The 12,097-nt window shown below is 38.9% G+C and carries 11 protein-coding genes and 1 pseudogene; 5 read left to right on the top strand and 7 right to left on the bottom strand.

The window, feature by feature from the left end; all coding sequences use genetic code 11:
• The first annotated feature begins 282 nt into the window (after positions 1 to 282).
• The gene (gloA2, locus tag CRI9333_RS05760) at positions 283 to 669 is read left to right on the top strand and encodes an SMU1112c/YaeR family gloxylase I-like metalloprotein (protein ID WP_041225956.1); all 387 of its coding nucleotides are present in this window, start codon (positions 283 to 285) and stop codon (positions 667 to 669) included.
• Between the two features lie 220 nt (positions 670 to 889).
• Here gloA2 and CRI9333_RS05765 read toward each other — a convergent pair whose 3' ends face one another.
• The 3 genes and pseudogenes from CRI9333_RS05765 to CRI9333_RS05770 all read right to left on the bottom strand — a co-directional run bounded on the left by CRI9333_RS05765 (position 890) and on the right by CRI9333_RS05770 (position 3,113).
• Positions 890 to 1,519 carry a hypothetical protein gene (locus tag CRI9333_RS05765; protein ID WP_015202222.1) on the bottom strand — a complete coding sequence of 210 codons (630 nt, stop codon included), beginning with the start codon at positions 1,517 to 1,519 and terminating at the stop codon, positions 890 to 892.
• 297 nt (positions 1,520 to 1,816) lie between these two features.
• Positions 1,817 to 1,978: pseudogene (locus tag CRI9333_RS25585) on the bottom strand (transposase); the annotation flags it as partial.
• Between the two features lie 223 nt (positions 1,979 to 2,201).
• Complete coding sequence (locus tag CRI9333_RS05770; protein ID WP_015202223.1) at positions 2,202 to 3,113, bottom strand: cation diffusion facilitator family transporter; 912 nt, start codon at positions 3,111 to 3,113, stop codon at positions 2,202 to 2,204.
• Positions 3,114 to 3,593: 480 nt separating this feature from the next.
• Here CRI9333_RS05770 and CRI9333_RS05775 point away from each other — a divergent pair, with 480 nt between their 5' ends.
• Positions 3,594 to 4,451 (top strand): branched-chain amino acid ABC transporter permease, encoded by an 858-nt coding sequence (locus CRI9333_RS05775; RefSeq protein WP_015202224.1) that lies wholly within the window; start codon positions 3,594 to 3,596, stop codon positions 4,449 to 4,451.
• Positions 4,452 to 4,594: 143 nt separating this feature from the next.
• On the opposite strand, the gene psaX is transcribed toward CRI9333_RS05775, so the two are convergent.
• Both psaX and lipA read right to left on the bottom strand, forming a co-directional pair.
• Complete coding sequence (gene psaX / locus CRI9333_RS05780) at positions 4,595 to 4,738, bottom strand: photosystem I protein PsaX (protein ID WP_015202225.1); 144 nt, start codon at positions 4,736 to 4,738, stop codon at positions 4,595 to 4,597.
• A gap of 96 nt (positions 4,739 to 4,834) precedes the next feature.
• Entirely contained in the window at positions 4,835 to 5,809 is a 975-nt protein-coding gene (gene lipA, locus CRI9333_RS05785; RefSeq protein WP_015202226.1) for a lipoyl synthase, read from the bottom strand.
• 668 nt (positions 5,810 to 6,477) lie between these two features.
• Between lipA and CRI9333_RS05790 the strand changes: the two genes are divergently transcribed.
• On the top strand, positions 6,478 to 7,062 hold the full coding sequence (locus tag CRI9333_RS05790; protein ID WP_015202227.1) for a response regulator: 585 nt from the start codon (positions 6,478 to 6,480) through the stop codon (positions 7,060 to 7,062).
• Between the two features lie 306 nt (positions 7,063 to 7,368).
• On the opposite strand, the gene tnpA is transcribed toward CRI9333_RS05790, so the two are convergent.
• Positions 7,369 to 7,764 carry an IS200/IS605 family transposase gene (tnpA, locus tag CRI9333_RS05800; protein WP_015202228.1) on the bottom strand — a complete coding sequence of 132 codons (396 nt, stop codon included), beginning with the start codon at positions 7,762 to 7,764 and terminating at the stop codon, positions 7,369 to 7,371.
• Between the two features lie 28 nt (positions 7,765 to 7,792).
• Between tnpA and CRI9333_RS05805 the strand changes: the two genes are divergently transcribed.
• Positions 7,793 to 9,133, top strand: a complete 1,341-nt coding sequence (locus CRI9333_RS05805) for an RNA-guided endonuclease InsQ/TnpB family protein (protein WP_015202229.1) — start codon at positions 7,793 to 7,795, stop codon at positions 9,131 to 9,133.
• Here CRI9333_RS05805 and CRI9333_RS05810 read toward each other — a convergent pair.
• On the bottom strand, positions 9,104 to 10,453 hold the full coding sequence (locus CRI9333_RS05810) for a UDP-N-acetylmuramoyl-tripeptide--D-alanyl-D-alanine ligase (RefSeq protein WP_015202230.1): 1,350 nt from the start codon (positions 10,451 to 10,453) through the stop codon (positions 9,104 to 9,106). The genes CRI9333_RS05805 and CRI9333_RS05810 overlap by 30 nt on opposite strands.
• A 357-nt stretch (positions 10,454 to 10,810) precedes the next feature.
• Between CRI9333_RS05810 and CRI9333_RS05815 the strand changes: the two genes are divergently transcribed.
• Positions 10,811 to 12,094 carry a hypothetical protein gene (locus tag CRI9333_RS05815; RefSeq protein WP_015202231.1) on the top strand — a complete coding sequence of 428 codons (1,284 nt, stop codon included), beginning with the start codon at positions 10,811 to 10,813 and terminating at the stop codon, positions 12,092 to 12,094.
• Positions 12,095 to 12,097: the final 3 nt, after the last annotated feature.

The following is a 12,097-nucleotide window of genomic DNA, read 5'->3' on the forward strand; positions in this document are numbered from 1 at the left end:
CCTCTAGTTGACAAGTTCAAAGGATATCGCAGGATTAGTGCTATAATTCAACGTTACCGCATTATTAACTTGGTTGAGATTGGCACAGTAATTGAATTGTTTGATTAGTGGGAATCGGGTTGCGGTTGGATAGGTATTTTGGGGTTGGTAGTGCGATCGCGTGTATGAGTAGAAATAAATACCTAAGCTACCTGCGCTTTATGTAGATTTATGTTCAAAAATGTCAAATTTAAAATTCCTCCTGTCAACAGCGACTTTGTTAAGGGATAAGGTAATTTTATGATGAAAACTACAGGTATTCATCACGTTGCTATCATCTGCTCTGACTATCAAAAGTCTAAAAGTTTTTATGTATATACGCTAGGATTTACGATCATAAAAGAAACTTTTCGAGCAGCTAGAAATTCTTACAAATTAGATTTGCAGGTTGGTAATGGCGATAGAATTGAACTGTTTTCTTTTCCTAATCCACCTGCAAGACCTAGTACTCCTGAAGCCTGCGGTTTAAGACATCTAGCTTTTAAAGTTAATGATATTAATGAAGCTGTTGCTGATTTGCAATCTCATGGTGTAGCTGTAGAAGATATTAGAATAGATGAATTAACCAGAAAAAAATTTACTTTTTTTAAAGATCCAGATAATTTACCTTTAGAAATTTATGAAGATTAGTAATAGATTTCGAGGATGGAGAGCTATTTTTGTAAAAGTGCGATCGCACTTATATTAAAGTTTGTGGTAGCGCGAAGTGGATATATGTGGATATATACAGAAGATTTTAAGTTATTACCGCACCCGCGTTGACGCGCACCCTTCTCTTGGTAAGAGGAGGGTTGGAGAAGAGTGTATTTACTACATAAAGATGCAAAGTGCTATAAATTAACAAATCTTCTTAAAATTTTAGATATTGCAAAGAATTAATAACTTTGACTGCCTCAGTAGGACTAATATCTTTATTACATTTTGGTTTGCCCTTGTCGCTACTATACCAATTAGCGCCATTAAAACGGTAAAAAGCTTGATAGTTCTTAGGTTCCATCCAGCGTGTAGTCATTTCGGATAAAGGAGATTGTTTGCGAAGATAAATATCGGTGTACTTCCCATAATTAAGGATGCCTTTGCCAAACAGGGGCGAATTGTAAGGTAAGGTATGTTCTAAGTCAGGCTCATCACCAATTCCACCATTAATAGCTTCTATAGAAAAGCAGGCATTATCATTACGCCTGTAAATCACTGTGTAGCCTTTGTAATTTTTGTCACTGTTATTACTGAGGGTCTCAATTTTAAAACCGGATGGTATATAAGTAGGTACAACTATTTTCATACCTACAGATTTCAGTATTTGAATTTGCTTAGGGCTAAACCTAGCAGTAGACTGTTTGATTTTATTACGATAATTACTAGGAGTATTTACTGGTGAACTATTTTTCAATTGTGCAGTTGCGATCGCGCTGTGGGAAACAGATGCACAAGCTAAACTGAGTAGGGTTAATAACGTGGTTGTCAAAAATGTTTTTTTCATACTTTTAAATACATTTTAATTTGTGTAGATTTTGGGAAATATTTATTATAAAATATAAATATTTTATAAATTGCAACTATATTAATTATGTCAAATTTTAAAGCTTGTTGGACAATAGTGTTTACACTAATTAACGCTAGGTATGATAAATTTCCTTTTTGAGGAAAGTTTTGTAACAAACAATTAAATAATCTATATTAATAATCAAGAATTAAATTCGCGATGCTCTTGGCTAACTCGCTTGGCTCAACTGGTTTAGAAAGATGGTTGTTAAAGCCTGCGGCGGCTCTCCCGTAGTTAGTATGCTAAATTTATAGGAAAATGCCAAAAAAGTAAAGCTCGCAATTGAAAATTGTTAAAGTTTCTAAAACCAAAACCACTACGTTTTAAAAGTTTTAACTTGTTATTAATACCTTCAACTATGGCGTTGGTTGTTATGAGATCAAAATAGCCAACTATCAATCTTTTCATTTTCAATCAAACCATTTAGATTAAAAATAATATTTTAGCATACTAACTATGGGAGAGCCGTAGTTCCTTAGTCAAATCTTAGATAATTAACCACCGATAAACACAGATAAAATAACTAATTTTTGCTCGTTAGTTTATTAGGGATTGCTCACCGAGTAAGGTTCCCACTATTCTTTACCACAAACAATCAATAATAAGCAAGAAAAAATTACTAGATATTCTTTCTACGATACAAATCTTGGTCATTCCACGATGCCGGATCTTCTATAGGTTCTAAATGAGTAGTAACATTAGTATCAGGTAATACTCTACTAATTGTTAACTCAATCTCTTCGCACAATTCATGACCACGCTTTACTGTCCAATCCCCAGGTACAAGCACGTGGAAAGACACAAATTGCACTGAACCAGCTACACGGGTTCGCAAAGCATGAAACACAATCCCTTGTTGTTGATAAGGTGCTAATACATCAGTAATAATTTTTTGTGATTCTGCCGGAAGTGCGCTATCCAATAACCCAGCAGCAGTTTCGCGTAGTAACTTCACCCCTACCCAAACAATATTAACAGCAACAACTAAAGCAATTATCGGGTCAAGTATCAGCCAACCTGTAAGTTTTACTAGCAATAACCCTAGTAAAACACCAAAAGAAGTCCAAACATCTGTGAATAGGTGATGTGCATCTGCGCGTAAAGTAATTGATCGTAAGCGACGACCAGCTTTTAATAAGATAGTAGCAACTCCACCATTAACTGCTGTTGCTACTAAAGAAAGTCCTACGCCTAACCCCAACTGCTCGATAGGTTGGGGATGAATTAGACGATTAGTTGCTGATACAGCAATACTCCCTGCGGCGATCAATATCAGTCCACCTTCCACGCCACTAGAGAAGTATTCAGCTTTAGAATGTCCAAATGTATGTTCAGCATCAGGCGGTTGTGCAGCAAAAGTTAGCGCCCAAAATGCAACTAATGCAGCAGCCAAGTTTACTAAAGATTCAGCCGCATCAGAAAATAAGCCTACAGAACCCGTAAAGTAATAAGCTGCAAATTTAAGTGCGATCGTAATTACTGCTGCACCAATTGACAGAATTACATAAGAACGTGCGTTTGCTCTATTCATTGATAACTCCTGAGAATCTTGGATTTTACCAAGTTATACCGAATCTAATAACTGTTTACCGTACCGTAAAGCTATGGAATCTATCTGCGTTTATCTGCGTGAATCTGCGGTTAATTAATCTAAATTATCTGCTGTAACAAATGTGTTTAGTGCGATCGCAATTTAAAAAGTGAATTAAGAATAGATAAAAACTATTAAAACGTAGTGGATTTGGCTTGACAAACTTTAAAAATTTTGAACTACGTGCTTTACTCTTTCGGCATTTTCCTGAAAATTTAGCTTATTAAGTACGGAACAACCAAAATTTGTCGGCTTAGGCAAGAGTTCTAATGCTTAAAAGCCCTTGATTTCTTACCCGTCCACGCAGGCGGACGAACGATTGTATAGTTTCTAAGTAAAGTATAGGGGCAGCTAGTGCTTTCCAAACTGCCTCTGTTCTTGGACAATCAAAGCGATAGGACGCACAACGGTTACTCAAGAATGGATGCACAATTACTTGTGAATGGGATTGCGGTGGGCAGTATTATTGCTCTCGCGGCTGTGGGATTAACGCTTACTTATGGGATTTTGCGGCTTTCCAACTTTGCTCACGGCGACTTTATGACATTGGGTGCTTATCTCACTTGGTTAGCTAATAGAAGTGGGGTAAATATCTGGCTATCAATGATTTTAGGTGCGGCTGTTACTGTTGGGGCAATGTTGTTGTGTGAAAAGGTGCTGTGGAAGCCTATGCGCGATCGCCGTGCGGATGGTACTACCCTAATTATTATTTCCATCGGGCTTGCCTTATTTATCCGCAATGGCATCATCTTGATTTGGGGAGGAGATAACCAATCCTACGATTTACCCATTGCTTCTGCTTTATCAATTGCGGGGCTAAGGATACCTCAAAATCAGCTTATTGTGATGGGTTTAGCTGTAGTGGCAATTGTGGGGCTACACTTTTTGCTGCAAAATACCAAAATTGGTAAAGCGATGCGGGCTGTAGCGGATGATATTGATTTAGCGCGTGTAACAGGGATTAACGTTGAGCGCGTGGTGTTGTGGACTTGGGTAATTACGGGTGTTTTTACCGCATTGGGAGGGTCAATGTATGGACTTGTTACAGGTGTACGCCCGAACATGGGTTGGTTTTTGATTTTACCGATGTTCGCATCTGTAATTTTGGGTGGAATTGGCAACCCTTACGGTGCGATCGCAGGTGCTTTGGTAATTGGTATCGCCCAAGAACTTAGCGTCCCTTTCCTGGGGTCACAATACAAGTTGGGGGTGGCACTCCTAATTATGGTTTTAATACTGCTGTTCCGTCCCCAGGGCTTGTTTAAAGGCACTATTTAAACCATAGGTCTGCTTTGCAAGAAGTCTAATTAAGGATGAAGGATGAAATAGTGTTGAAGTGAGAGTCAAGAAAAACAGAACTACCATCAGCAATTTCATCCTTCACACTTCTTAATTCACAGTTTGATTTTCTGTCGTGTTAACTACGGATTAATCAGGTGGAAGTAAATTCCTGCAACCAAGAAGTTACCAGCTAACAATATGAGTAAAACGGTGGTACGAAAGGGGTAGGGAGGATTGCTGGTTTTGGTAACAGAACCTGTAGGTTTCTTTGCTTGAGCAGTCATAAGGTAAACTCCTAATTTATTTTCCTTACTAAGAAATACCAAAGAGCGTTCCCTAATTGCACAATCATCAGGGATATTTTTGAAAAAACTTCAAAATTAGGCACTCTCGCCAGCGTGGTAGGAACTGCGTACTAATGGCGCAGAACGAACATGAGCAAATCCCAGATCGCGTGCGATCGCACCTATACGGTCGAATTCTTCAGGTGTCCAGTATTTTTGCACTGGTAGATGTTCTAGGGAAGGGCGCATATACTGACCCAAAGTAATGCGATCGCAACCCGCATTTCGCAGATCCACCATCGCGGCGATAATTTCGGGTTCTGTCTCCCCATGTCCCAGCATCAATCCAGATTTAGTCGGGATAGTAGAATCAATTTCTTTTACAAAACGTAACACATCGAGCGATCGCTCATACTGCGCCCCCCGCCTCACCCTTCCTTGCAATCTTTTTACCGTCTCAATATTGTGGTTGTAACAAGCAGGTTTAGCCTTAACCACCGTCTCCACCCGTTGACGCTGTTGATCCGCCTGTGTCATTTCACCAGTAACACGACCGCCCCAAAAATCCGGTGTCAGTAACTCAATCTGTGTTTCTGGGTTTAACTTACGTATCGCCGCCATTGTTTTTACAAACCAACTTGCCCCTTGATCTGGTAAATCATCTCTAGCTACAGAAGTTAGCACCACATAGCGCAAGCCTAGTAACTGTACAGACTCCGCCACTTTTTGTGGTTCTTGGGGATCTAAAGGCATCGGCGCATGACCTTTATCCACCTGGCAAAAAGCACAAGCACGGGTACAAGTTTGCCCCATTAACAGAAAAGTTGCTGTTTTTTGGGAATAACACTCGCCTCGATTAGGACAGCGACCTTCTTCGCAAATTGTGTGAATTTCGCGCTGCTTAATAATCTTTTGTACAGTCGAGATCTCACTGGCTTTGCCAATTGAGCGTTTTAACCAACTTGGTAGCGCCTCAATTTGCCTTTCTTGCGCGTCGCCTAGTGGCGCTCGCCACCCAGCTTTAGCTGCTTGATTTGTCAAATGCTGCTCGGTTTCACTAAGCAAATCCATAAATTATTAAATTGGGCTACTAGCCCCTTCAAACTATTTCTGCTAAAAATCTTAAGTTATATTCAATTTTGATGTTGTTATACCTAGACCGAGTATTGCAGGTTGATGAGGTATAGTAACAACAGCTTGTAAACCAGTTTTTAAAATACTAGGGATTAATCATTATTGAAATAAGATTCTCCGCCTATAGGTATAGAAAACTAACTCAAGCTATGAAGGTATAAGTGATCCTCAATTAACCTTCCTTGGTTAGTTTTGCAGATATTGCTACTACAACTTAGCTGAGAAGGTGTAGGCAACTGTAGTAGATTAGTGTTAGCCTGAGATAGTAAGCTAGTCATACTTTATTAATACCCACCTAATCAAATGTGAGGCTACAAGATGCGATCAGCTAATTGAGTTGATCAATAGTCACAGCATAGATGTTGGTAAAGATATTAATAACTGTCTGATGATATTTGTTAACAACCTTAAATTTTTACCCAAGAGCGGAAATATAGTTATTAGTTATGTAACAAAATAATATTTATTTACAACTTAGTTTATCAGATTTCTAAATTCCGTGTTGATGACAACTAGGTTAATTATATAATTTTAAAATAGCTTAACTGAGCTTGGCGTATTTTCACCTCTATTTTGCATTTTAATTACCTGTAAAGGAGCTAACAGTGGCGGGTCAAAAAATTTTGGTAATAGATGACAGTGGTGTAATTAGAAGAACTGTCAAAGATATGTTACCTGCGGGTAACTTTGAAGTGTTAGAAGCCAAAGACGGTGTAGAAGGACTAAATTTAATCCGTCAGCAGCACCCAAACTTGATTATGTTAGATTTCATCTTGCCTAAAATGAGTGGCTGGGATGTATTTCAGCATATTCAAGTTCAGCCAGAACTCCAGAAGATTCCTTTAGTTGTCATGTCAGGTCGTAAAGAAGAGGTGACACAAAAAATAAAAGAACCATTTGAATATTTTGAATTTATTGAAAAGCCTTTTGATAAAAAGGTACTGGTTGACGCGATTAAATCAGCAATGGTTAAAGCTAAGAAACCACGTCAGCAAGTAGCTCCAGCAGTAGCTACTACTCCAGCAGCAGCTACTACTCCCTCCTCTGCCTCGGAACCCGTAACTTCTAATGCTACATCTGCGGAAATTCAACAATTGAATCAAAAAATTGCCAAAATGCAAGGTGAGATTGATAATTTAAAGAAACAGTTAGCTCAGGTTGTAGGTTTGATTAAGCAAAAGTTGAAATAGTAATCCCTTATTCTTGCTATCACTAGCTGTAGACGTATTGCCACTCAAGTGCTAACTTGAGGAAAAATTGCCTTTATCATCATTCGGGCAATCTCTTTCATCTTAAAATTAGCTTCCCAGCTTAAAAACTCTTTTGCCTTCGCAGGGTTTCCTCTGCTGATGGCAGTATCAGTTGGTCGGAATGGCTCTTTTAAGTATTTTATTAGTCTGAGATTTATTGAACCTTCAACCGTCCCGCATTCTCCGTCCATGTAATCATGGGCGGAGTTAGGGACGGGCAGCCGATAACTACTACTCAGGTTCGTCCTAGTTCTGGATATAAGATTTTAATATTTCCAATGGCGCTCCACCTGCACTAATTACACAATATGCACCTGTCCAAAATACAGGTTTCCAATAAAATTTATTAATATGCTCTGCAAATTCCTTTCTAATTAAACGACTGGAAACTGTTTTCAAACTATTAACTAATTTTGATGGTGCTACATCTGGGTAAATGTCTATTAAAAGATGTACATGATCTGACTCTCCACCGAATTCTATTAACTTTGATTTTTGTCCAAGACAAATTCTAGAAAATATTTCCTCCATCCTTGTAAGTATCTCTGATGTTATCACTTTGCGCCTGTATTTTGTCACGACCACTATATGTAAATTTATCCTGTAAACATAATGCCTGTATGAGTTTAAGTTAGTTGGCATTTTCGTACACTAATGTTAAATTAGTAATATGTTATCAACACGACGCACAACTTTCCGCTTATATCCAAATCAAGCTCAAACGGCAAAATTGTTTGAGTGGCGACGGTTACATGGCTGGCTATACAATCAAGCATTAAGTGACCGTCAGATTTCGTATAAACGGGATAAAAAAAGTGTTAGCTATTACGACCAACAACGCGCCGTTAAGGTTATACGCCAAGTATTACCAGAGTTTAAAGAACTCGGTTCCCACGCATTACAAGCAACTGTTAAACGGGTTGATTTTGCCTACAATCGGTTTTTTCAGGGATTAGGAGGTTATCCACGTTTTAAGTCATTAAGGCATTATTCGGGCTGGACTTATCCTTGTAATTCTGGATGGAAGGCACACACAACAGGTGTTAATGGTTATCTCGATATTTCCAATTTGGGACATATCCAAATGAGGGGTAAAGCGAGAACTTGGGGTAATCCTACCACCTTAACTATTGTTTACCGCAATGGTAAATGGTACGCCTCGATTACAGTTGCTTGTGATGTACAAAGGGAAACAGGTAATGGGTTAATTGGTTTGGATTTTGGTTGCAACGTTGCAGTAATGGGGGCGGTTCATTTAGGTGACGGCGAATATGAAGAATTGCCTATTGACAATCCCAGACACCTAAAACAAGTCCAAACCAAAATAAAACTTGCTAACCGTCAGAAACGCAGGAAACGTGCGCCTAACTACAAGAAGCATATTAAAGCATCAAAAGAATGGAAAAAGGCACAGAGAAAAGTTAGCAAATTAGTCCGTAAAGTTGCTAATCAGCGACAAGATTTTATTCATAAAGTAGCAGCACAAATTGTAAGCAGTAATAGCATGGTTGCTACTGAGAAGTTAAATCTTAAAAACATGACCAAGAAAGCTAAGAAAGGTAGTAAACGAAAAGCCCAAAAAACAGGGTTAAATCGTTCTATCTTAGATGTGGGAATGGGAATGTTGCGGTCAGCGATTGAGTATAAAGTTAACGAAGCAGGTGGGATTTTTGTAGAAGTCCCTACCAAAAAAGTTAAGCCGTCTCAACGTTGTCCAAAATGCGATCATGTTAAGCCTAAAACATTGTCGGAACGAATTCATAAATGCGAAAACTGTAGCTATACCTGTGATAGGGATTTTGCATCAGGTCAGGTATGTGCAGAATATTTACGCACGGGGTTGGGAACCAGCCTCGACAACCATGGATGTTCGACCTCTATTTCTAACCCTAAAGCCGTAAAAAGCTGCGGAGGCATGAAACAAGTTGGACAGAAGAAGTGCCAGAAACTTCTTCCAAATCAAAGATTTGGAAGAAGTAGTTCATCGAAATTGATTTACAACTTGGTCTAGTCCTACAGAATGAGAAGCTTTGAAGAGTATGCGATCGCCTGCTTGCACTATTTCCTGCAAACGTTCTACAATATCGGCATGAGTAGAAAAGCGTTCAGTGGGAATACCTTCAGCACCTTGAGCAATACCTTCTGCTTCTGGATCATTTACTAACACCAGCAGAGTATCCAGATTTAGTTGCCTTGCAGTTTCTCCTACTTTTACGTGAAATTGTGGAGATTTTTCGCCTAATTCTTTCATAGTGCCTAAAACAGCAATATGACGTTTGCCTGGTGTTTCAGCTAATAGATGTAGTGCTGCCAGCATTGATTCTAAGCCAGCATTGTAAGTTTCATCTAAAATCACTACATCATCAGACAAGTCGTAGCGTTTGGCGCGTCCAGATGGCAAGTTAACTTCTAAACCTTGAGTAAAAGGTGTCCAGTCAATCTGGAGAATTTTCGCAATTGCTAATGCAGCTAAGTAATTGAGGGCGTTGTGACGACCAGGTAATGGTAGAGGTAGGTGCATTCCTTCAACCTGAATCGTTTTGGAATCAATTAATTCCCCGTGTATATCTCCCCCTTCTAGTCCGTAGGTCAGGGTTTTTCCTTGCCAAATTTTAGCGGTTTCTATTAATAGTTGGTTGTCCTGGTTGAGAACTGCGATCGCACTTTCTGACATTTCTGCTAATAATTCACATTTAGCTTTGGCGATCGCTTCTTCAGATCCCAAACGTCCAATATGGGCAGTTCCCACATTAGTAATAACACCTAAAGTAGGATTAGCAATTTGGGCTAACTCCGCAATTTCACCAGGACCACGCATTGCCATTTCAATCACTGCGTAGTTATGTTCCGAGCTTAGTTCTAGTAATGTTTTAGGAACACCAATTTCATTGTTATAGTTTGCCTGAGTTTTCAGTACTTTTCCTTTGGTTGACAAAATGGCTGCGATCAATTCTTTGGTCGTTGTTTTACCTACTGAACCAGTTACCGCAATTACTGGGATGGAAAATTGATTACGCCACCAATGCGCGATCGCTTGATAAGCTTTCAGGGTATTTTCTACAACTAATTGGGGAATATTCTCAGTAATTTTACCGTCAGTAATTCTACGGTGAGTAATTACTGCGATCGCGCCTTTCTCTATTGCTAAATCAACAAAATTATGCCCATCAAAATTTTCACCTTGCAGAGCTACAAATACCTCACCTGCCTTTAGGCTACGAGTATCAGTATTAATCCCTACAATCTCTTTAACTAAATCTTCATCTGATAGCTGACTACCTGCGGCAGAAACTATTTCACGGAGTTGAGCGAGAGTTATTTTACCAAGCATTTGTCGCACTTAAAGGAAAAAGCAGTGATTCAAATCACATCTAGAAGTTATCTAGAACAGTTATTTTAGATATAATATTCTGTCTTTATACATTCTTGTGTTCAAATACAAGCTTTAGTCAAAGTTGAGAATTTATGCGAAGTTTGCGGAAGCGAATTGAGCATCATTCAAGCTATGATCAGTGGGTATCTGAGGTTAGGGAAGTATCAAGTATACACATTTGGGGGAGCGTTACTAAAATACGAGCCTTCGCCTGCAAGCCGATTTTGGTTTGGGGTGAAATCCAAATTACAATCTACTACGTTTTAGCTAATATCTCTAAGCCCCTAACGTGCTTACGTAGGAGGGTTAACTCAAGTGACTACCAAAACTTCCCGAAATTATTTTCGACAGCCTACCCAAGACGAACAGACGCTATATGAGCATCTGCTTTTCTGTGTAAATCTAGAACCACCCACCAAGGTTCTAGAACGCTTTCGGCGTTTATTTATTGATGGCATTGGATACCGAGAGCAGCAAATTTGGCTAGCGGTCGAAAATATCATACTCTCCAAGCAGATAGAACAAGAATTTCCTTACATCATCAATCGCTGCTGCCATATTCTCATAAACCACTGGCAAATGCACCCGCAAATGCAAGAGTCAATTCCAGAGTTAGTAACTTTACTAGAAAACCCCCCTACTCCTAAAATTGTCGTGTCTCGGATAGGAAGACGTTTGCGGGTGTTAATTAATGCTTTTAGCCAAACTGAAGAGTTCTTGACGCTCAGACGTTTAGCTCAAGTCATTACTCCAACTGTAGAGGACAAGAGCGACGATTCCAAACCTTTAGGTAATTTAATCAACCGCTATCCATACTTGTATGAACACTGCCTCCTCAGTGAAGATAGTAGTTACGAACATCAGCAAGTTGTCCGCAAAATTAAAGCACAAATGCAGAGGCGATTTGAGTTCAATTTGTCACAATTTGTAACTTATCAAGTGAGACAAGCTCAAACGCGCCGGAAATCAGGCACACAGGGAATACCACGTATGTTACAAGCTGTGCCTAATCCTACACTATTGAGCGATCGCGAACTTGGTATTGCTTTAAAGCACTTCGTTGGCAAAGTAGAAGGAAATTATAGCTACCGAGATTTAGCTCATCGTTTCATCAGCCACGCCAGTCAAGTACAGTCATTTAAAGTTTTTAAAGATGACTTTTACGAATATTTAACTTCTGGAGTCAACCCCGGCTACGGAAAACGTCAATTTAACGATAAATTATATGGCTATTTAAAAAATATCCAGCCTAATAACGATTATCAAAAACCAAATGAATTAATGATTGTGCGCTCTTGTAGCCAGGTGTTAAATCATTTAATTGTCGAAAGTCCACAAAAACCTAACCACTTTGTATTTGTTGATTTAATTTCTAATATTGGTTCTACATTCACTACAGGTTTGCTTCTAAAAATCGTATTAATTTGCGGGAAAATTAAGCCTTATTTAGAAAAAAGATTTGCAATTTTATTTAAACACTACGAATCATTTTCCAGAGACGGTGTACCCTGGCTGGTGAATATTTTAGAAAACGTAAATGTTGCTTTTAGTATCCATTTTGGAAAAGCAGATGTTTCTTGGCTGCAACAAATTATGTAATAT

The sequence above is a fragment of the Crinalium epipsammum PCC 9333 genome (assembly GCF_000317495.1).
GTDB classification, from domain to species: Bacteria; Cyanobacteriota; Cyanobacteriia; order Cyanobacteriales; family PCC-9333; genus Crinalium; species Crinalium epipsammum.